23 protein-coding genes are annotated in these 18,989 nt (G+C 75.8%); 7 read left to right on the plus strand and 16 right to left on the minus strand.

The annotated features are described in order from the left end of the window. Positions 1–34 precede the first annotated feature (34 nt). Positions 35–2,446 carry a phosphoribosyltransferase domain-containing protein gene (locus tag PH191_RS23190; RefSeq protein WP_274197003.1) on the plus strand — a complete coding sequence of 804 codons (2,412 nt, stop codon included), beginning with the start codon at positions 35–37 and terminating at the stop codon, positions 2,444–2,446. Continuing rightward, positions 2,443–3,249: an HAD family hydrolase gene (locus PH191_RS23195; protein ID WP_274197004.1), complete on the plus strand. Its 807-nt coding sequence runs from the start codon at positions 2,443–2,445 to the stop codon at positions 3,247–3,249. Before PH191_RS23190 ends, PH191_RS23195 begins: the two co-directional genes overlap by 4 nt. A gap of 13 nt (positions 3,250–3,262) precedes the next feature. Here the strand turns inward: PH191_RS23195 and PH191_RS23200 are convergent, their stop codons facing one another. Beyond that, positions 3,263–3,931: a DUF427 domain-containing protein gene (locus PH191_RS23200; RefSeq protein ID WP_274197005.1), complete on the minus strand. Its 669-nt coding sequence runs from the start codon at positions 3,929–3,931 to the stop codon at positions 3,263–3,265. Further along, positions 3,928–4,680, minus strand: a complete 753-nt coding sequence (locus tag PH191_RS23205) for a 2-keto-4-pentenoate hydratase (RefSeq protein ID WP_274197006.1) — start codon at positions 4,678–4,680, stop codon at positions 3,928–3,930. The genes PH191_RS23200 and PH191_RS23205 overlap by 4 nt, the downstream gene beginning before the upstream one ends. 130 nt (positions 4,681–4,810) lie before the next feature. Between PH191_RS23205 and PH191_RS23210 the strand changes: the two genes are divergently transcribed. Further along, positions 4,811–5,407 carry an RNA polymerase sigma factor gene (locus tag PH191_RS23210; protein WP_274197007.1) on the plus strand — a complete coding sequence of 199 codons (597 nt, stop codon included), beginning with the start codon at positions 4,811–4,813 and terminating at the stop codon, positions 5,405–5,407. Beyond that, positions 5,404–6,033, plus strand: coding sequence for an Asp23/Gls24 family envelope stress response protein (locus tag PH191_RS23215; protein ID WP_274197008.1), 630 nt, complete (start codon positions 5,404–5,406; stop codon positions 6,031–6,033). Before PH191_RS23210 ends, PH191_RS23215 begins: the two co-directional genes overlap by 4 nt. A 4-nt stretch (positions 6,034–6,037) precedes the next feature. On the opposite strand, the gene tsaA is transcribed toward PH191_RS23215, so the two are convergent. Beyond that, positions 6,038–6,511: a tRNA (N6-threonylcarbamoyladenosine(37)-N6)-methyltransferase TrmO gene (gene tsaA, locus PH191_RS23220; protein ID WP_274197009.1), complete on the minus strand. Its 474-nt coding sequence runs from the start codon at positions 6,509–6,511 to the stop codon at positions 6,038–6,040. Between the two features lie 45 nt (positions 6,512–6,556). Between tsaA and PH191_RS23225 the strand changes: the two genes are divergently transcribed. Then, positions 6,557–7,168, plus strand: a complete 612-nt coding sequence (locus PH191_RS23225; protein WP_274197010.1) for a TetR/AcrR family transcriptional regulator — start codon at positions 6,557–6,559, stop codon at positions 7,166–7,168. A gap of 38 nt (positions 7,169–7,206) precedes the next feature. Here PH191_RS23225 and PH191_RS23230 read toward each other — a convergent pair whose 3' ends face one another. The 4 genes from PH191_RS23230 to PH191_RS23245 form a co-directional block, all read right to left on the minus strand. Then, positions 7,207–7,623: an ATP-binding protein gene (locus PH191_RS23230; RefSeq protein WP_274197011.1), complete on the minus strand. Its 417-nt coding sequence runs from the start codon at positions 7,621–7,623 to the stop codon at positions 7,207–7,209. A gap of 241 nt (positions 7,624–7,864) precedes the next feature. Beyond that, positions 7,865–9,094 (minus strand): acyl-CoA dehydrogenase family protein, encoded by a 1,230-nt coding sequence (locus PH191_RS23235; protein ID WP_274197012.1) that lies wholly within the window; start codon positions 9,092–9,094, stop codon positions 7,865–7,867. 16 nt (positions 9,095–9,110) lie between these two features. Then, positions 9,111–10,079: an SDR family NAD(P)-dependent oxidoreductase gene (locus PH191_RS23240; protein WP_274197013.1), complete on the minus strand. Its 969-nt coding sequence runs from the start codon at positions 10,077–10,079 to the stop codon at positions 9,111–9,113. A gap of 53 nt (positions 10,080–10,132) precedes the next feature. Then, positions 10,133–11,737: an alpha/beta hydrolase gene (locus PH191_RS23245; RefSeq protein WP_274197014.1), complete on the minus strand. Its 1,605-nt coding sequence runs from the start codon at positions 11,735–11,737 to the stop codon at positions 10,133–10,135. Positions 11,738–11,839: 102 nt separating this feature from the next. Between PH191_RS23245 and PH191_RS23250 the strand changes: the two genes are divergently transcribed. Next, on the plus strand, positions 11,840–12,910 hold the full coding sequence (locus PH191_RS23250; RefSeq protein ID WP_274197015.1) for an ATP-dependent DNA ligase: 1,071 nt from the start codon (positions 11,840–11,842) through the stop codon (positions 12,908–12,910). 1 nt (position 12,911) lies between these two features. Here PH191_RS23250 and PH191_RS23255 read toward each other — a convergent pair whose 3' ends face one another. The 9 genes from PH191_RS23255 to PH191_RS30145 all read right to left on the minus strand — a co-directional run bounded on the left by PH191_RS23255 (position 12,912) and on the right by PH191_RS30145 (position 17,417). After that, positions 12,912–13,517 (minus strand): Asp23/Gls24 family envelope stress response protein, encoded by a 606-nt coding sequence (locus PH191_RS23255; RefSeq protein ID WP_274197016.1) that lies wholly within the window; start codon positions 13,515–13,517, stop codon positions 12,912–12,914. Further along, positions 13,514–14,047: a DUF6286 domain-containing protein gene (locus PH191_RS23260; RefSeq protein ID WP_274197017.1), complete on the minus strand. Its 534-nt coding sequence runs from the start codon at positions 14,045–14,047 to the stop codon at positions 13,514–13,516. The genes PH191_RS23255 and PH191_RS23260 overlap by 4 nt, the downstream gene beginning before the upstream one ends. A 3-nt stretch (positions 14,048–14,050) precedes the next feature. After that, positions 14,051–14,620 (minus strand): Asp23/Gls24 family envelope stress response protein, encoded by a 570-nt coding sequence (locus PH191_RS23265; protein WP_337994090.1) that lies wholly within the window; start codon positions 14,618–14,620, stop codon positions 14,051–14,053. Beyond that, positions 14,617–14,796, minus strand: a complete 180-nt coding sequence (locus PH191_RS23270) for a hypothetical protein (RefSeq protein WP_274197018.1) — start codon at positions 14,794–14,796, stop codon at positions 14,617–14,619. Before PH191_RS23270 ends, PH191_RS23265 begins: the two co-directional genes overlap by 4 nt. 53 nt (positions 14,797–14,849) lie before the next feature. Continuing rightward, positions 14,850–15,122 carry a hypothetical protein gene (locus PH191_RS23275; RefSeq protein WP_274197019.1) on the minus strand — a complete coding sequence of 91 codons (273 nt, stop codon included), beginning with the start codon at positions 15,120–15,122 and terminating at the stop codon, positions 14,850–14,852. Further along, entirely contained in the window at positions 15,119–15,478 is a 360-nt protein-coding gene (locus PH191_RS23280) for an Asp23/Gls24 family envelope stress response protein (protein ID WP_274197020.1), read from the minus strand. Before PH191_RS23280 ends, PH191_RS23275 begins: the two co-directional genes overlap by 4 nt. Then, positions 15,475–15,987 (minus strand): Asp23/Gls24 family envelope stress response protein, encoded by a 513-nt coding sequence (locus PH191_RS23285; RefSeq protein ID WP_274197021.1) that lies wholly within the window; start codon positions 15,985–15,987, stop codon positions 15,475–15,477. The genes PH191_RS23280 and PH191_RS23285 overlap by 4 nt, the downstream gene beginning before the upstream one ends. Positions 15,988–16,161: 174 nt before the next feature. Further along, positions 16,162–16,932, minus strand: coding sequence for a pyrimidine reductase family protein (locus PH191_RS23290; protein WP_274197022.1), 771 nt, complete (start codon positions 16,930–16,932; stop codon positions 16,162–16,164). Positions 16,933–16,970: 38 nt separating this feature from the next. Next, entirely contained in the window at positions 16,971–17,417 is a 447-nt protein-coding gene (locus PH191_RS30145) for a DUF3072 domain-containing protein (protein WP_420791839.1), read from the minus strand. Between the two features lie 110 nt (positions 17,418–17,527). Here PH191_RS30145 and gad point away from each other — a divergent pair, with 110 nt between their 5' ends. After that, positions 17,528–18,904, plus strand: coding sequence for a glutamate decarboxylase (gene gad, locus PH191_RS23305; protein ID WP_274197023.1), 1,377 nt, complete (start codon positions 17,528–17,530; stop codon positions 18,902–18,904). The last annotated feature ends 85 nt before the right edge of the window (positions 18,905–18,989 follow it).

Below are 18,989 nucleotides of genomic sequence, written 5' to 3' on the forward strand. Positions count from 1 at the left end.
CTTTCTCGCGCGAGGTCTGGCATCACGGGGACTCGTGCCTGATCACGTGTGGCCCGGCGAGGTCGTCCGCGACGCCCTCGGTCTCGTGCTCGGACCCGACGAGGGGGCCGTGCCGGTGCAGGACGTGGTCGGGCTCGCCCTGCGCCGCAACCCGCGGCGGGCCCACCTGCCCGTGTCCCGGGTGCTCGGCAAGCATCTCCCCACCGAACCACGGCGGACGCGGGCCGCGGGCGACGACCTCGCCGACACGATCCGGCGATGTCTCGCGGAGACCGCGACGCCTGCGGGGGGCGCACCCGTCGTGCTCGGGTACGCCGAGAACGCCACCGCCCTGGCCCACCTCGTCGCCGACGGGCTGGACGCCGACCACGTCGTGCACACGACGCGGCGGGTCGTCGCGGGAGCGTCCGTGCTCGTCGCCCTCGACGAGCAGCACAGCCACGCGCCGCAGCACGTGCTCGTGCCCGACGACCCGGGGCGCTGGACCCCCGACCGACCGCTGGTCCTCGTCGACGACGAGCTGACCACGGGCCGGACCGCCGCGACGACCCTGCGCCTCCTGCACCGCCTGCTCCCGCGCCGGCGCTACCTCGTCGCCACCCTGGCCGATCTGCGCGCGCACTCCGACGACGCCGTCGAGCGGGTCGCCCACGAGCTCGGCGTGCGGATCGACGTCGTCGCCTCCGCGCGGTCCCGGCTCGACCTGCCGGCCGACGTCCTCGACCGCGCCGCCCGCCTGCTCCGCACCTGGGAGGACGGCATCGCCCGGCCGGAGGGGCGGGCCGAGACGGTGACCGTGCACCTCCCGCTCGACGGCGCGGCCGAGGGCGCGCGACACGGGCTCGACCGCGACGGACGAGCCGCGCTGGAACGCGCGGTCCCCGGAGCCGCCGCCACCCTCGCCGACGCCCTCGGCCCCCGCCCCGGCCGCGTGCTCGTCCTGGGCTGCGAGGAGCTCCACTACCTGCCCCTGCGCCTCGCCGAGGCCCTGGCGGCGGACGGCGTGGACGTCCACCTCGGCGTGACCACCCGCTCGCCGCTCGTGGCCCACGACGTCCCCGGCTACCCGGTGCGCTCCGGCCTCGCGTTCGCCGCCCACGACGTCGCGCTCGGACACGCGCCGGAGCGCTACGTCTACGGGCTCGGCGCCCCCGGGCGGGGGCGCTACGACGCCGTCGTCCTCGTGGTCGACGCCGCCGCCCGGACGCCGGTGCTGCGTCGTCCCGACGGCCTGCTGTCCCGCCTCGGCGCGGTGACGACGCGCATCGTCGAGGCCGTGGTGCCGTGCCGGGGCCCCGGGCCGGGAGGACCACCGGTCCGCCCGCGCGCGGCCTCCGCGCGCCGCGGCCCGGAGTTCGGCTCGTTCGCCCGTGACGAGGTGGGCTGGCTGCTCAGCGACCTGTCGGCGGTCGCCCTCGAGACGCCGACGGCCGAGCGGGAGGCGGCGCTCGGCAGCGGCCGGCTCCACTACTCGGAGAGCCTGCCGCAGGAGCCCGCGCCCGCCCCGGCGTACGAGCGGGTGGTCGCCCGGGCGCTCGAGCGGTCCGCCGCACCGGTGGCCGAGGCCGTCGGTGTCCTCGCCGACCGCGTGCTCGCGCTCCGCGGGCGTGGGGCGGTGCTGGTGTCGCTGGCGCGGGCGGGCACGCCGGTCGGGGTGCTGGTGCGCCGGTGGGCCGCGCGGGTCCGGGGCGTCGTGCTGCCGCACTACGCGATGAGCGTGCTGCGCGGGCGGGGCCTCGACCGCGCGGCCCTCGACGCACTCGTCGCGGCGCACGACCCGGCCGCGCTCGTCCTCGTCGACGCCTGGACCGGCGCGGGCGGCATCGTCGACGAGGTGGCCGCCGACCTCGCCCGCTACGCCCGGGAGACCGGCGTCGTCGTCGACCCGACCGTCGCGGTCCTCGCCGACCCCGCCCACCGGGCCACGCTGTTCGGCTCTCGCGACGATCTCCTGGTGCCGCAGGCGTGCCTCAACGCGACGGTCGGCGGCCTCGTCTCGCGCACGGTCGACCGCCCGGACCTGCTGCCGCCCGGCAGCTACCAGGGCGCCAAGTCCTACCCCGGGCTCGCCGGCGTCGACCGGACCGCGACCTTCCTCGACGCCGTGAGCGCGCACTTCCCGACCGGGCGGCCCCCCGCCGCGACCCTGCCCTCCGACCCGGGCACAGACGGCCGGGGACCCCGGTACCTGGCCGCGCTCGCCGTCGACCTCGGGGTGACCGACCCGCGCCGGCTCCGTCCCGGCATCGGCGAGACGACCCGGGCGCTGCTGCGTCGCGACCCCGGAGCGGTCCACCTCGCTCCGGACGCCGGGCCGGACCTCGACCCCGTGCGCCACCTGTGCGCCGAGCGCGCCGTCCCGATCCGTCCCCTGCCCGACCCGGTCGACGACCTCCGCTCGCCCTACCGCTGTGTCGGCGTCCTGCGGCCGTGGCGGGCGGGGTGAGCACGCTCGTCGCCACCGACCTCGACCGCACCCTCGTGCACTCGGCCCGCGCGGCCGGGCCCGACGTGCCGGGCGACGTCCTGTGCCTCGAAGGCCGGCGGGGCGTGCCGACCGCGATGCTCACCCGCCGGACCGCCGCGACGCTGGGCGAGCTCGCCCGCCGCGCGACGTGGGTCCCCGCCACCACACGTTCGGTCGCCGAGTTCCGGCGCCTCGGCCTCGGGTCGGCGGTCGGGACCACCCCGCGCTACGCGGCCTGCGCGAGCGGCGGTGTGCTGCTGGTCGACGGTGCGCCCGACCCGGAGTGGGAGGCGCGGGTCCGGCACCTGCTCGCCGACGGTGCGCCCGTCGCCGAGGCCGCCGATCTGTTCGCCCGCCACCTCGCGCGCCTCGACCCCGCGACGACGGGACCGGTGCGCGACGCCGACGACGTCCTGCTCGTCGCCCGCGTCGCCGACCCGGACGCGGGCTGGCTCGACGAGCTCGCCGCGGACTGCGGCGCGCGGGGGTGGCGGGTCGCGACCCACGGCGCGAAGGTCCACCTCCTGCCAGCAGGCCTGGACAAGAGCGTCGCGGTGGCCGAGGTCGGGGAGCGGGTGGCGGCCGCGCGACTGCTGGCCGCCGGCGACTCGCCCCTCGACGCGGAGCTGCTCCTCGCCGCGGACGCCGGCGTCCAGCCCGCCGACGGGGCCCTGCACGGCGCGGGCTGGCACGCCCCGCACGTCGCCGTGACGCGCGGCGTCGGGCTGGCGGCGGGGGAGGAGATCGCCGCCTGGCTCCTGGCGCGGGCAGCCCAGGTGTGACCGAGGCGGGACCTCAGGCGAAGTGCGTGCGCGGCCGCTCCTGCGCGACGCCGTCGACGCTGACGTCGACCCGCTCGTCGTAGAACGCGATCAGGCCCGCGATCCGGGCGACGGCGGCCGCGGGGTGGTCGTAGGACCAGGCGAGGTCGTCGTACCGGCCGACGGGGGTGCGCACCGACCAGTACCGGCTGGTCACGCCCTTGTACGGGCAGGCGGTCGAGGTCGGCGAGAACTCGAGACGCGTCATGTCCACGGCCATCGGGTCGAGGTAGGCGCGGGTCGGCAGCGCGGTCTCGAAGAGCAGCACCGGCGCGTCCGACTCGGCGAGCAGCACGCCGTCGAGCTCCACCCGCACCCGCCGCCGGGAGCGCAGCGCGTCCACGCGCGCGTACGGGTTGCGCGGGTGGACGTGGACCTCCTCGTCCTCCTCGAACCACGCGTCGAACGCCGACCAGGTCAGCGCCAGCATCCCGTCGACCTCCCGGTGCTCCGGGTCCGCCGCGAGCGCCGCCGGGGCGACGTCCGCGGCCGGCACGAGCCACCGCGGGTACCAGGGGTGCTCCCAGACGTAGTGCGCCTCGAGGGTGTCGACGACGACCTGCCCGTCCAGCCGCGCCCGCACCCGTCGCGGGCACGGCTCGACGTGGCCGACGTCCACCGCCGGGCCGGGGTAGCCGGTCACCGTCGCACCGCCAGGCTCGTCCCCGGGAAGCGCGCCTCCACGATGCCGCCCGGGGCCAGCGGGACCGCGCGGGTCAGTCCGCCCGTGATCACCAGATCGCCCTCCTCCAGCGCCTCGCCGCGCGCGGCGAGCCGGCCCGCCAGCCAGGCGACCGCGGTGTGCGGGTGCCCCATCGCCGCGTCCCCGCGGCCGGTCGCCTCGAGCGTCCCGTCCCGCCACAGCTCGACGGGCATCGCGGCGAGGTCGGTGTCGGATTCACCGTCCAGGAGGTCCCCGACGACGACCCCCGCGGCCGAGGAGCCGTCAGCGGTGTTGGTCGCGAGGGTGAAACGGTAGTCGCGCCACACGGAGTCGACGACCTCGAGCACCGCCCGTGCGCCGGCCGGGCGGCCGTCGGCACCGATGACGATCCCGATCTCGGGCTCCACGCGCGGCTGGACGAGGTCGGGCGGCACCGCCGTCCCGGGCGGGACGACCATCGAGTCCAGGAGCGGGCCGAGGTTGGGGGAGTCCACGCCCATCTGCTCGCGCATCACCGACGACGTGTAGCCGAGCTTCCACCCGATCCGCCGCGCGCCACGGCCCTCCCGGAGGCCGGTCAGCGCGCGCTGGACCGCGTAGGCGGTCGGCAGGTCCAGCTCGTCGGGGGACGGGGCGTCGAGCAGCTCGCCGGCCCGGTGGGCGTCGTCGAGCCACGCCGCCCACGCGTGGACGTCCACGGCCCGGACGGGATCGGTGTGCGGCGCCACCGGCCGATCGTCGCACCGCAGCGCCGGATCGTGCGGCGAGTGCGGCGAGCCGGTCGCACGACCACCGTCCCCTCACCCGCCCGGGCGACGATCTCCGGTCGTGCACGGCCGATCGTGAGAGGCTTCCCCGGTGAGCACCCCGGGCCGACGTTCCGGCCCGGACGAGGGGCGGTCGCCGGGTCTGGACGACGAGGCCGACCGCTGGCTCATCGGCAAGGTCCGGGCCGGCGACCGGGGCGCCTACGAGGAGCTCGTCCGCCGGCACCGCGACCGGATCTACCGGATCGCGCTGCGCATGCTCGGCAGCTCCGCCGACGCCGACGACGTCGCCCAGGACGTCGTCATCCAGCTCTGGACGGCCCTGTCGGGCTTCACCGGCGGCGCCGCCTTCACCACCTGGCTCTACCGCGTCGTCGTCAACCGGTGCCTGAACCACCGCCGTGGCCAGCGGCCCCACCAGGAGCTCCCGGATGCCGACCACGCCGCCGACCACCCCTCGGTGCCGGGCCCCGAGCGACAGGTCCTGGCCGGTGAGGAACTGCAGGCCGGGCTCCGGGCGATCGCCACCCTGCCCGAGGACCAGCGCGTACCGCTCGTGCTCGTCCAGCTGGAGGGGCTGTCCTACCGGGAGGCCGCGACGGTGACGAAGACGACCGAGGCCACCGTCCGGGGGCGGCTCGCCCGTGCCCGCGCGACGCTGATGTCCGAGATGAAGGACTGGACATGACCCAGGAGCGCACCCCCACCGGTGCCACGATGCCGGCCTCGGGCCGTCTGCCCTGCGGACGGGACACCGACGCCCTCGTCGCGCAGGTCGCCGACGGCGCGGGCGACCAGCGCGACGCCCACCAACGCACCTGCCCGCACTGCCAGGCGGCGCTCGCCGAGTTCGACCGGCTCTGGGCCCCGGTGCGCGCGGTGTCCGACCACCGCCCGCGCGCCCCCGAGGGCCTGCTCGACGAGGCGCTGCGCAGCATCCGCGGCGTCGCGGCCGACCCCGAGTTCGGCCGCATCGAGAGCGACCGCGGCCGCACGCGGGTCAGCGCGCGGGTCGTCGTGGCCCTGGCGCGCCACCTCGCCTCCCGGGTCCCGGGTGTGCGCGTGGCGCTGAGCCGCCTCGTCGCCGCCGGCGAGGGTCCGGAGACGAGCGTGATCGACGGGCCCGGGCCGGAGGTGACGGCGGGCGTCGTCGGCGGCTCCACGGTCGTCGCGATCACGCTCGCCGCCGACTACGGGCAGGACCTCGAGGCGCTCGGGACGCGCATCCGGGCCGTCGTGGCCGACGGCATCCGCGCCGTCACCGGCCTCGAGCCCGTCGCGGTGCAGGTGCACGTCGACGACGTGCTGCTCTAGCCGATCAGATCTGGTCCGAGGGGCCCGCACCCGGGTTGTGGCACCGGTCGCCCACCGGACCGAGCACCGGCTTCACGTCCACCACCGGCGTGCCGTCGATCGCCTCCAGGTCGGACACCCGCAGCACGTCCCCGTCGACCGCGAGGACGCGGACGTGGTGCAGCCCGAGGGGGTTCGGGCGGTCGGGGGAGCGGGTGGCGAACACCCCGGTCACGGGGAGGGAGGGGTCGCTGCGCGGGTGCACGGCGAGCACGTCCCGGTCGGCGCGGTCCAGCCAGGTGATCAGCAGGATCTCCTGGCCGACGACGAGGTCGCGCAGCGCCGGCACGAGGTCGGGCGCGAACCGCACGAAGGCCTCGGGGCCGCCCTCGTCGCCCTGGCACGGGGCCTCGCGGCGGTCGGTGAGGGTCGAGGAGACCCGGCCGAGCACGCGCAGGACGGGCGCCGTCCCGTCCTGTTCCACAGCGTCACCGCTCACCCGAGCACCGTAGGCCGGACGGCCCGCGATCCGTACCCTGCGCAGGTGCCCCGCCCGACCTCACCCCGCGCGGAGGCGACGGCTGCGACGCGGGCGGGACTGGTCGAGGCGGCCACCGAGCTCTTCGCCGCCCGGGGCTTCGCCGAGACGTCGATCGACGACGTCGCCGCCGTGGCTGGCATGACCAAGGGCGCGGTGTACCACCACTTCGCGGGCAAGGCGGCGCTCTTCGAGGCCGTGTTCTCGGCCCAGGAGACGGCGGTGCACGAGCGGCTGGGCGCGGCCCTCGACGGCGCGCCCGACCAGCTCACCGGCGCCCGCGCCGCGCTCACGACGTTCCTCGAGGCCTGCACCGAGCCCACGTACGGCCCGATCGTCTTCCGCGACGGGCCGCTGGCGCTCGGGTGGCAGCGCTGGCAGGAGTGCGAGCGGGACTACGCCTACGCGCTGATCGCGCGGGTGCTCGACGGGCTCGCGCGCGAGGGTCACCTGGCCCGCGCGCCGGGGGCGTCCTACCCGGCGGTCGTGCTCGGGATGCTCTCCAGCGCCGGCCAGCTGCTCGGCCAGGCGCCACCCGAGCAGCACGCGGCGCTGCGCGAGGAGCTGCTCGGCTTCTTCGACCAGGTGCTGGCCGGCCTGACCGGCGGCCGGCCCTGACGAGGGCCGGTCCTGAGGGCGTCCGGCCCTGACGACATCTACGGGTGCGGCTCGCGCTCCTGGCGCAGGGCCACCGTCGTCCCCGCCGCCGTGTGCCGGATCGCCACGCTGTCGACGCTGCGGTGCATGAGCACGAAGCCGCGTCCCCGCGTCGCGTGCGATCCCGGCTCCGCGGGCACGGATCCCTCGGACCAGTGCCCGTTGTCGGTCACCCGGACGTTCACCGCGTCGGCCTCGGCCCACAGCGTCAGCTCGACGGTGCCCTCGGCGTCCTCCGGGTAGGCGTGCTCGACGGCGTTCTCCACGGCCTCCGACACCGCGGTCAGCACCCGTTCCCGGGCCTCCTGCTCCAGGTCCAGGCCGGCCAGCCAGTCCCGTGCCTCGTGGCGCATCCGTTGTGCCTCGTCGGCCCGCGCGGGATGCACCACCCGCGCGAACTCCACCGCATCCGTCATCTCGCGTCCCCCGCCCGAGTCGTCTCCTGCGAACCGCAGGCAACCGTTCGATCACCACGTGTCATCGCGGCTCGGCATGCCCACCGTGACGGGCCGATCACTCCGAGGTCGACCGTCGATCTCGCGAGCGGTGCGTGCCGCGCGATCGGCGGGTGAACGGTCGGGAATGCCCGGCTCCGGGACGCCGACCGGGGGAAACACACGCTCGGCATCCGGGCGTACGGATCGCGCCCATCCGGGCTCAGGGCTTCAGGAGCGCGTCCGAGATGATCTTCCGCTGGATCTCCGAGGTGCCCTCGAAGATGGTCGTGAGGCGCGCGTCGCGCCAGTAGCGCTCGACGGAGTGCTCGGTGGTGTAGCCGTTGCCGCCGAAGATCTGCAGGGCGTCGCTCGTGACGCGTTCCGCGGTCTCCGAGGCGAACAGCTTGGCCGACGACGCCGCCACGTCACCTCCGGGCGCGCCCTCGTCGAGCAGCCACGCGGCCTGGCACCACAGCGTCCGGGCGGCGTCGACGGCCGCGGCCATGTCGGCGAGCTTGTGCCGCAGCGCCTGCTGGTCGGCGATCGGGTGGCCGAACTGCTCGCGGCGGCGGCTGTAGGCCACGGCGTCCTCGAGGGCGCCGCGCGCCAGCCCCACGGCCCGGGCCGCGGTCTGCACCCGCGCGGTGCCCAGCCACCGGAGGCTGTCCTTGAAGCCCTGGCCCTCGTCCTGGCCGGTGTCCTGCAGCGCGTCGGCCGCCAGGCGCAGGCCGTCGAGCTGCAGCTCCCAGGTCGTCAGGCCGAAGTAGCCGATCTTGTCGATGGGCGTGCCGGTCACGCCGTCGGGGAAGCTCCCGCGCTCCTTGGGGACGAGGAAGAGCTCGAGCCCGTCGGAGCGGCTCTCGCCCTCGCGCGGCGGGCGGGTGCGGGCGAGCAGGTGCAGGAAGTCGGCGGACAGGGCGTGGCCCACCCAGCGCTTCGTGCCGTCGACGACCCAGCCGTCACCGTCGCGCCGCGCGGTGCACTCCACGCCCGCGAGGTCCGACCCCGCGTGCGGCTCGGAGAAGGCGATCGCCCCGATGTAGCGGCCGGCGGCGCTGGCGCGCAACAGCTCGGCGCGGCGCTCCGGATCGGGCGAGGCGCAGCCGGTGCCGTTGCCGCGGGCGATGATGCTGCCGACGCTCATCCAGGCGCGGGCGAGCTCCTCGGAGACCAGGCAGTACTCGACCACCCCGAGGCCCAGCCCGCCGTGCTCGGCGTCGACGAGGATCCCGAAGAACCCCAGCTCGCCCATCCGGTCGAGCAGCGACTGCGGGATGTCCTCGCGGCGCGGGTCGAGCTCGTCGGCGACCGGCAGGACCTCCTCCATCGCGAACGCCCGCGCGGTGTCCTGCAGGGCGCGGCGCTCCGGGGTGAGCAGCGGCGCCGCCACCGGCGCCTCGGTGCGCACCTCGTCGAGACCCCGGCGCTTCCAGGTGGGCCGCTCGCTCACGCCCACACCCGTCGCCCTATCGGTGTGCTGCATGGGATACGCACAGCGTCCAGAGCGCGGCCCGGGCCTGGGGGCTCTCGCCGCCGCGCGGCAGGTAGTGCGTCGGACGGGGGGCGCGGTCGTGCCAGAACACCCCGGTGCTGTGTCCGGGCTCGGCGGCCGCCTGCAGCCACACGACGGTGTCGGCGCCCTGGGCCTCGGTGCGCAGCAGGGGACCGGTGACGCGGTGGAAGCCGGGCATGGAGCTCGCGACGCCGGGGGTGTCGGCCCAGCCCGGGTGCATGCTGTGCACGACCGTGCCGTCACCGGCCAGGTCGTCGGCGAGCAGCTCGGCGAGCACCACCTGCATCCGCTTGGTGCGGGCGTAGGCGGCGCCGCCGGAGTACGTGCCCCGGCGGAACTCCGGGTCGTCGATGTGCAGGGCGGCGGTGTACATCCCGCCGGAGGAGACGAACACGACCCGCGACGGGGCGGTGGGGCTCGCGCCGGCGCGCAGCACGGGGCGCAGCTCGCGGGTGAGCAGGAAGGGCCCGAGGACGTGCGTCGCGAGCGCCGTCTCGTGGCCCTCGGCGGTCTCGGTGCGCTCGGGGGGCATGACGCCGGCGTTGTGGACGAGGCCGTGCACCGCGGCCTCGCGGTCGCGCACCTCCGCCGCGTAGCGCCGGACGTCGGCCAGGGAGGACACGTCGCACGCGGCGACGTCGACGGCGGCGCCGGGGTGGTCGGCGCGCACCGCGGCGGCCGTCTCCTCGCCCCGCTCGGGGTTCCGCACCACCATCTCCACGCGCGCGCCGAGGGCGACGAGGCCGCGGACCGTGGCCGCGCCGAGGCCGCCGCCGGCACCGGTCACGAGGATCGTGCGCCCGGAGAGGCACCCGGTCGGCAGCGTCGACCAGCCCGCCCGCCGGACGGTGTACCCCAGTCGGGAGTAACCAGGCACCACCAATCGGTCCAGCGCGGCGTCGACGAGGCGGGGGAGTTGCACGACGCGCAGGTTACGCAGGTGAACCGTGCACGGCCCGGAAGGTCACGAACCTCTCAGGGGGGACAGACCGTCCCCGCCTGGGGCAGGACGCCGTCGCGCAGGTAGCCACCCACGGCGTCGCGGATGCAGGGCGTGGCCGGGTAGGCGCCGTGGCCGGCCCCGAGCCAGGTGACGAGCGTGGCCGAGCCCAGCTGCGTCGTGACCCGCTCCGAGCCCGCGAGCGGGGTCACCGGGTCGCCGCGGGTGCCGACGACCAACGACGGCGGACCGGTCGCGGGGCCCACCTCGGGCGCCTCGGTGGGCACCGGCCACGACCCGCACAGCAGGGCGTCGTGGGCGAAGTACGCCCCGAAGAGCGGGTCGGCGGCGCGGGCCCGTTCGGCGTCCGTGGCGACCTGGTCGGGCGTCGGGCGCTCGACGGTGTCGTTGCAGGTGAGCAGCACGCCGGCGTCGAAGCCACCGCCGTCGACCTCGAGCGGCGCGAGCAGGCCGAGGATTCCCGCCGGATCGCCCTGACCCGCCGCCGCGATTGCCGTCGCGAGCCCGGGCCACCGCGCCGGCTCCGCGAGGCCCGTGACCAGCGCCCGCGTGACCGTGCCGTCCGTGACGCGCCGGCCGTCCGCGCCGGTCAGGGGCGCCGCGTGCAGGTTCGTGAGGATGCCGCTGACGACGCTCACCGGGTCCGGTCCGAGCGGACAGTCCGGTCGCGCGGTGCAGTCGGAGGCGAACGCGGTGAGCGCCTCGCGGGCGGCGGCGGCACGCTCGCGGGCGCGCTGGGAGAACGTCGTGGTGGGGTCGGCGACGCCGTCGAGCACCGTGCGGCCCACCGACGCCGGGTACCGGCGCGCCCAGGTGGCGAGGACGCCTGCGCCGTCGCCGACCCCGACGACGTGCAGCCGGTCGACCCCGAGCGTGATCCGGACCTCCTCGAGGTCCTCGGCGTCGACGCCGGTGCGGTAGTCGGTCAGGGCGTTCTCGAGCACCTGGGTGCAGGTGCGCGCCGCGGTGGTCGCGGCCTCGCGCAGTGGGGCGAGGGACACCGGGTCGGCGGCGAGCGGGTCGGCGTCGACGAGGGCCTCGCGCGTGCTGGGCGTGATGCAGTCGACCGGCTCGGAGTTGCCGGTGCCGCGCAGGTCCACCCCGTAGAACGCGGTCCCCGCGAGCATCGGGGCGGGCGCGGTCGCGGCGAGCCGCACGGCCCGTTCGGAGCCGGTCGGCCCGCCGGCGTCGCCGACCACCGCGACCGGGACCGGCCCGCCCGGGGGCACGGGACCGACCGTCACCTGCAGGACGCCGACCTCGGCGCGCGACGAGCCCCCGCCGCGGCCGCCGACCGGCACGCTCTGGCACCCGAAGCGCAGGTCCCGCCCGCCGAGGGCGGCGGCGCCCATCGAGCTCCGGATCTCGGAGGTGCAGTCGGTGAACCCGGCGGGCGCCGCGGGTGCGGGCAGCAGCGGGGGGAGCAGGGACGGCGGCGGTCCGGGCAGCGCGGTCTCCGGGGCGGGCACCGGCGTCATCGGGTCGTCCACCCGGGTGGCGACGGGCGGGCGCTGCGACGGCCCCACCGCGCACGCCCCGAGCAGCAGGGCGGCGGCGAGCACCACGAGGACGATCTTGGGCGCGCGAGCGACGGCAGCCCGGGTCGTCGGACGGGGCACGCAGCGCTCCTCGCGATCTGATCTCCGGATCGGACCCCGGGAGTCTGACCCCCGGGGGCGGTGCCCGGTGTGAGGGGGCGACCTGCGCGGCATGATGCCCTCGTGGACCTGCCCGTCATGCCGCCCGTGTCCCCGATGCTGGCCAAGGCCGTGGCGGAGATCCCCGCCGGGCAGCGGTACGAGCCGAAATGGGACGGCTTCCGGTCGGTGATCTTCCGTGACGGCGACGAGGTCGAGATCGGCAGCCGCAACGAGAAGCCGATGACGCGCTACTTCCCGGAGCTCGTCGAGGCGTTCACCGCGGCGCTGCCGCCGCGCTGCGTCATCGACGGCGAGATCGTCGTCGTCGACGCCCAGGGGACAGGGCTCGACTTCGAGGCGCTGCTGCAGCGGGTGCACCCCGCCGCCTCGCGGGTGCGCAAGCTGGCCGTCGAGACCCCGGCGCACTTCGTCGCGTTTGACCTGCTCGCGATCGGCGACGACGACCTCACCGGGCGGCCCTTCACCGAGCGCCGCGAGCGCCTGGCGGAGGTCGTCGGCGGGCTCGAGCGCCCCGACGTGCACCTCACCCCGATGACCGAGGACATCGACACCGCCCGGGACTGGTTCGAGCGCTTCGAGGGCGCGGGCCTGGACGGCCTGATCGCGAAGAAGGCCGATCTGACCTACCAGCCCGACAAGCGGGTCATGAGCAAGATCAAGCACGAGCGCACCGCCGACTGCGTCGTCGCGGGCTACCGGGTGCACAAGTCGGGGCCCGACGCCGTCGGCTCGCTGCTGCTCGGGCTGCACACCGAGGACGGGTCGCTGCAGAGCATCGGCGTGATCGGGGCCTTCCCCATGGCGAAGCGCCGCGAGCTCTTCGCCGAGCTCCAGCCGCTCGTGACCTCCTTCGAGGGCCACCCCTGGGCGTGGGCCGCCCAGGAGGAGGGCACGCGCACGCCGCGCGAGGCCGAGCACAGCCGGTGGAACGCGCAGAAGGACCTGTCGTTCGTGCCGCTGCGCCCCGAGCGTGTGGTGGAGGTCAAGTACGACCACATGGAGGGTGTCCGCTTCCGCCACACCGCGCAGTTCAAGCGCTGGCGCCCCGACCGCGACCCGGCGTCGTGCACGTTCGAGCAGCTCGAGCGCCCGGTGCGGTTCGACCTCGCGGAAGTCTTGACGGCCCGCTGAGCTACTGCACCCGCGCCGGTGTCGGCGCCGAGGTGGCGTCGAGCTCGAGGCGCACGGCCGTGGGCAGGGCGGACACCGCGAAGGCCTCGCGGGCCCGGGCGAGCACCCGGCCGTCGAGGTCGGCCCACACGTCGCGGACGTCGGTGCCCTCGACGAGCGTGAGGGACAGGCGCAGCGCCGGCTTCTGCGGCGTGCCGACGAGGCGGGCGCGGGCGCGGCTCACGCCGTCGATGAGCTCGGCGTCGTGCCGGACGGCGTCGCAGATCGCGGCGTGCTCGACGGTGAGGCGCTCACCGGGCAGCTCGGAGAGCGAGACGTCCGGGCGCGGCTCGGGGCGCAGCGAGCGCAGCGTCCACCACAGGCCGATCAGGAAGAGCACGACGCCGATGCCGATGGCGATCCACCGGGCGGCGGTGGCGTGCGTGGACACCCACTCGACGATCATCGGGTCGATCACCGGGCGCTGGGCGCGGAAGCTCCCGAACACCCCGAAGCCGACCAGCAGGGCGAGCACCGACGCGGCGACGAGCACGAGGCCGAGGACCGTGGTCAGGGTGCGGTCGCCGCCGGCCGAGCGGGCGACGGCGGCACGCGAGCGGCGGCTCACTTGACCCCCTTGGTGGTGGTGACCGACACCGCGACGCGCGGGCGCCGGGCGAGCGGCAGGCGGGCCAGCGTCGTCTCGACGAGCTCGCGCACGGTGTCGCGCACCTCCGCGGCGGGGTCGAGGGTGGCGGCCTTGACGGTGACCTTCTTGGCCGACGCCACGACGGAGGCCGACACGACCTCGTCGTGGGCCCGCACCTCGTGGCCGACGGCCCGGGCGATCGAGCGCGGCGACGTCGTCACCGTGACCTCGGGGACCGGGTCGGCCAGGAAGACGTCGTGGCGGCGGGCGACGAGCCCGAGGATCAGCACGAACAGGCCGATGACGCCGATGACGATCGCGGCGGCGCGGACGCCGCCCGACTGCCAGGTCAGGCCCTCGGCGGCGGTCAGCCACGTCGGCCACGGCACGATCAGCGGGCTGGAGGCCGGCGAGACCCAGAGCGTCACCGTCTCGACCACCACCGCCAGGCCGACGACGGCCAGCAGGAGGCCGAGCAGCGGCGCGAGCACGCGCAGGAGCAGGCGCACTTCTCACTCCGTCCGGGAGGTCGGGGCCCGGGGGGTCGCCCGGGCGGCGGGGTCGGTGAGGGCGGAGACGCCGATGTCCAGCGAGCGGACGCGGTAGGGCGTGAGGGCCTGCACGCGCTCTCGGACGTGGTCGCGCACCGCGGCGGCGCTCTCGGTGATGCGGGCCGGGTAGGCCAGCGGCACCTCCAGGCGCAGGTCGACCTGCTCGCCGTACCCGGACACCTTCGCGCTGGCGCCGGACTCGCCGAGGTCCAGGCCGGCCAGGCGGCGCTGCGTGCGCACGGTCCCGGCGGTGTGGTCCGCGGCGTACTCCGCGATCTTGCGGACGACGGAGAGCGCGACGTCCAGGCGTCCGCGCTCCGCGGCCTCCTCGTCGTCGGCCAGGGCGCCGGCCGGAGAGCCGGCCGGAGAGCCGGTGCGGGCCACGGCGGTGCCGGGCGCCGGGTCCGTGCCCCGCGTCGTCTCGGTGAGGGGCACCGTCCCGGCGCGCGACACCGGGGTGGTGGGGGCGTCACCCCGCGCCTGGTCCGGCGTCGTGCCCGGGGCCGCCGGACCGTCGGTCGGGGTGCTCATCGGTCGCGGCCGCGCCCGACGAACTGGTTGACGTCGAGCTCGCCGTCGAGCACGCGGCCCACGACGAAGCCCAGGACCCCGAGCACGAGGGCGATGAAGAAGCCCTGCAGGCCGCCGGCGGCGGCCGCCACGCCCAGGATGAGGCCGACGAACATGCCGGCACGGGTGGCGCTCATGACCACTACCTCCACGGTGTGCGCCGCCCCGCGCTGCGCGGGGCGGGAACGATCTAGAGCACGCGGGCGGACCCGCGGCGGGGGTCGTACCGGCGTGCGAGGCGACGGCCCATCCGCCCGAGGCGGGCGAGCCGGCGGTCGGACACGGCGACGATCGGCGCGTCGAAGCGGGGATCGTCGTCCCCGCCCGGCGCCTGCCGCAGCCTCGCCCGGAACGCGGCGAGGCCCTCGCGGAAGGCGACCGGGTCACCGCCGACGTCGGGGTGGTGCATGCGCACGAAGGCGCGCAGCTCCGCCCGGACGCCGACGGACGACGGGACGTTCATTCCGGCAGCTCCACGTCGGTGACGATCACGTCGACCCGCCGGGACCCGTGGGCCCGGGCGACGATGCGTCGCAGCTCGGCCGCCGTCCTCTCGACCGGGGCGCCGAAGTGCAGCACCACGGCGATCCGGTCGGGCTCGTCGCCCTCGCCCAGCACGATGCCGGGGAGGCGACGTCCGGGCAGGTAGCTCGCCACCGTCCCGTACGGACCGCCCGAGAGGGCCGCGACGCCCGGGTGGGCGAGCAGCTCCTCGGCGATCCGTTCGGGCAGCGGCCCGAGACCGGGTGCCTCGGGGGTCCCCGGGGCGACGGCGGTACCGCTCGGGTGGGCGGTCCGCCGGGGGTCGGGAGTGCTCACTCGACGCGGGTGCTGGGCTGCGCCGGCGCCTGCTGCCCCGAGTCGTCGTCGCTGTCGTCGCCCGGCATGTGGATGTCGTTGACGGCGATGTTGACCTCGATGACCTCGAGGCCCGTCATCTGCTCGACGGCGGCGATGACGTTGCGGCGCACCGCGCGGGCCAGCTCGACGATGCCCGCGCCGTACTCCACGACGATGTCGAGGTCGATCGCGGCCTGCTTCTCGCCGACCTCGACCTGCACGCCGGCGGCCTGCGAGGTGCCGCTGCCGCCGGGGATGCGCTCGCGGATCGCGCCGAAGGCGCGGGAGACCCCGCCGCCCATCGAGTAGACGCCGGAGACGTCGCGCGCGGCGATGCCGGAGATCTTCTGCACCACGCCGGAGGCGATGGTGGTCTTGCCCTGCCCCGTGTCGTCGGCGAGGCGGGCCGGGGTGCTGCTGGTCCCGGTCCGACCGCTCGACACGGCTGCGGCCTCGGAGCCGGTGGCGGTGCTGGGGCTCTGCGTCATGGTGGGGCGCTCCCTGGTGCGCGTCGCTGGGAAGGATCTCTGGAGGGATCTCCGAGGAGATCTCTACGAACCGGAGGACCCGATGGTCTGCCGATCCGATACCCGTGGGACCCACCAGCGGCCGGGTCGTCATGGATCGTCACCCGAAAGAACCACAAAGGTGACCGGCGTCTCCTACGGACGAGGACCGCCGACCTGGTAGCGCAGGAGCAGCCCGTCGTCGTGGGCGACGACCGACGCCAGGTGCAGCGGGCGGGGACCACCCGATCCGGCGCCGGCGACGATGCGCCCGGCGGTCCCGCCCTCGAGCTGCGGCGCGAGGCTCAGACAGAGCTCGTCGACGCAGCCCGCGTCCAGCAGCGCGCCGAACAGCGCCGGCCCGCCCTCGCACAGCACCCGGGACAGGCCCCGGTCCGCGAGGGCGGCGACCACCGCGGCGGGGGTGGAGTCCGGGGCGCCGCCGACGTCAACCACCTCGGCCCCCGCCCCGGTCAGGGCACTGCGCGCGCTCTCCGGCGCGGGGCCGGTGAGCAGCACGAGGGGGGCGATGGCGGTGTCGGTGAACAGGGGCGACGCCGGGTCCAGGTCCCCGCGGGTGCTGACGACGGCGATCGGCGGCACCGGCGCCCGGCCGCGCGCCCGCCGCCGGGCCTCGCGCTCGGGGGAGGTGCGCGCGCCCCGGTAGCCCTCGGCGCGCACGCTGCCCGCCCCGACCAGGATCACGTCGGCGAGCTCGCGCAGCAGGCCGAACACCGTCCGGTCCCCGGGGGCCTCGAGCCCGGAGGAGACGCCGTCGACGGCGACGGCCCCGTCCGCGCTGGCGACGAAGTTGACGCGCAGCACGCCCTCGGGGTGGGCGTAGAGCTCGGCGAGGTCGTCGCGGTCCAGCTCGCGCTCGGGCGCGGCTCGGGGGCTCGTGCCCTCGAGCGGCCAGACCAGCCTCACCGGGTCCGCCTCACTGGGTCTTCCTCACTGGGTCTTCCTCACTGGGCCTTCTGCCTCAGCTCGTCGATCGCCCGCGAGGCCTCCGACTTGTTCAGTCCCTTCGGCGGCTCCTCGCCCGCCTGCTGGGCCAGGGTCTCGAGGTAGCTGGCCTGCGGACCGGTCATGGGCTCGTCGCCGGTGACCCAGTCGGTGGTGGGGCGCTCCTGGCGCGAGAGGTCGGGCTGCCCGTCCCCGCCGTCGCCGTTGCCGTCGCCACCGGACGGGGTCACCGAGCCCTGCAGCCGCTCGATCTCGTCGGAGGCCTGCGCCTTGGCCAGTCCGGTCGGCGGCTCCTCGCCGGCCTGGTGGGCGAGCGTCTCGAGGTAGCTGGCCTGGGGACCGGTCATGGGCTCGTCGCCGGTGACCCAGTTCGCGTTGTCCTTCTCGGCGGAGGAGGTGGTGGACGGGTCGGTGCCCTGCTGCTTGACCTCGTGCGGGTCGGTCACGGAACTCTCCTCGGTGAAAGTGGAGCCATCGAACACGCGTTCGACCTCCATCGGTTACCCCGTCGCGACACGCGAACACCTCGGGCGCGTGTCCCACTAGGGTCCGGATCATGACCGGCCCCGCCGAACGGGACGAGCTGCGCCCGGTGTTCTCCCGCCCCGCCGAGCTCGCCGGTCAGCCGCGCGACCGGCTGGGCGACGACGAGATCCTGCCCGCCACCGCGTACCAGATCGTCCACGACGAGACGATGCTCGACGGCAACGCCCGCCTGAACCTGGCGACGTTCGTGGGCACGTGGATGGACGACCACGCCGGGCGGCTCTACGCCGAGTCCGCCGACAAGAACATGATCGACAAGGACGAGTACCCGAGCACCGCGGCCATCGAGGAGCGGTGCTGGCGGATCCTCGCCGACCTCTGGCGGGCGCCGTCGCCCGAGGCGGCGATCGGGACCTCGACCACCGGGTCGTCCGAGGCCTGCATGCTCGGCGGCCTCGCGTTCAAGCGTCGCTGGCAGCACGCGCGCCGGGCGGCCGGCGCGTCGACGGAACGCCCCAACCTGGTGATGAGCTCGGCGGTCCAGGTGTGCTGGGAGAAGTTCTGCAACTACTTCGACGTCGAGCCGCGCTACGTCCCGATCACCGATGAGCACCCCGTGCTCGACGGCCACGACCTCGCGTCCCACGTCGACGAGAACACCATCGGCGTCGTCGCGATCATGGGCGTCACCTACACCGGCATGTACGAGCCGGTGGAGCAGATCGCCGCCGCGCTCGACCGCATCCAGGCCGACACCGGCCTCGACGTCCCGATCCACATCGACGGGGCGTCCGGCGCGATGGTCGCGCCCTTCCTGCAGCCCGAGCTGCGGTGGGACTTCCGGCTCGAGCGTGTGCACTCGATCAGCACCTCGGGCCACAAGTACGGCCTCGTCTACCCGGGCGTCGGCTGGGTGGTCTGGCGCGAGCGCCGGTGGCTGCCCGAGGACCTCGTCTTCGACGTCAGCTACCTCGGCGGGAGCATGCCGACCTTCGCGCTGAACTTCTCGCGACCCGGCGCCCAGGTGGTGCTGCAGTACTACCTGTTCCTGCGGCTCGGCCGGGCCGGGTTCACCGAGGTCCAGCGCGGCTCCCAGGCCGTCGCCCGCCACCTCGCCGCCGGCATCGCGTCGATCGGGGCGTTCGAGCTGTGGAACGACGGCTCGGACATCCCGGTGTTCGCGTGGCGGCTGAAGCCGGGGCACACGGACAGGTGGACGCTGCGCCACCTCTCCGACCGGCTGCGGATGCGCGGCTGGCTGGTGCCGGCCTACCCGCTGCCCGACGCCCTGTCCGACCGCACGGTGCAGCGGATCGTGGTCCGCAACGGCCTGTCCGGCGACCTCGCCGACCGCCTGCTGGATGACATCACCACCGCGACCGCCTACCTCGACCGGCTCTCGTCGCCCATGCCGGCGGAGGGCCAGCAGCCCTCGTTCCACCACTGATCCCGACCCGGAGCCAGCCCCCGATCGGCCCCTGATCGGCCCCGACGCACCCGTGATCGGGTGTCACCCGGACGGGGGCAGCGTC

It is taken from the genome of Actinomycetospora callitridis, assembly GCF_028737265.1.
Taxonomy (GTDB): domain Bacteria; phylum Actinomycetota; class Actinomycetes; order Mycobacteriales; family Pseudonocardiaceae; genus Actinomycetospora; species Actinomycetospora callitridis.

What these genes read in the sequence shown, in the direction of transcription:
- gad (WP_274197023.1), top strand. Translation starts at nt 17,528, where the DNA reads ATGACCGGCCCCGCCGAACGGGACGAGCTGCGCCCGGTGTTCTCCCGC.
- PH191_RS23265 (WP_337994090.1), bottom strand. Translation starts at nt 14,620, where the DNA reads ATGAGCACCCCGACCGACGGTCCGGCGGCCCCGGGCACGACGCCGGAC.
- PH191_RS23285 (WP_274197021.1), bottom strand. Translation starts at nt 15,987, where the DNA reads ATGACGCAGAGCCCCAGCACCGCCACCGGCTCCGAGGCCGCAGCCGTG.
- PH191_RS23230 (WP_274197011.1), bottom strand. Translation starts at nt 7,623, where the DNA reads ATGACGGATGCGGTGGAGTTCGCGCGGGTGGTGCATCCCGCGCGGGCC.
- PH191_RS23215 (WP_274197008.1), top strand. Translation starts at nt 5,404, where the DNA reads ATGACCCAGGAGCGCACCCCCACCGGTGCCACGATGCCGGCCTCGGGC.
- PH191_RS23270 (WP_274197018.1), bottom strand. Translation starts at nt 14,796, where the DNA reads ATGAGCGCCACCCGTGCCGGCATGTTCGTCGGCCTCATCCTGGGCGTG.
- PH191_RS23275 (WP_274197019.1), bottom strand. Translation starts at nt 15,122, where the DNA reads ATGAACGTCCCGTCGTCCGTCGGCGTCCGGGCGGAGCTGCGCGCCTTC.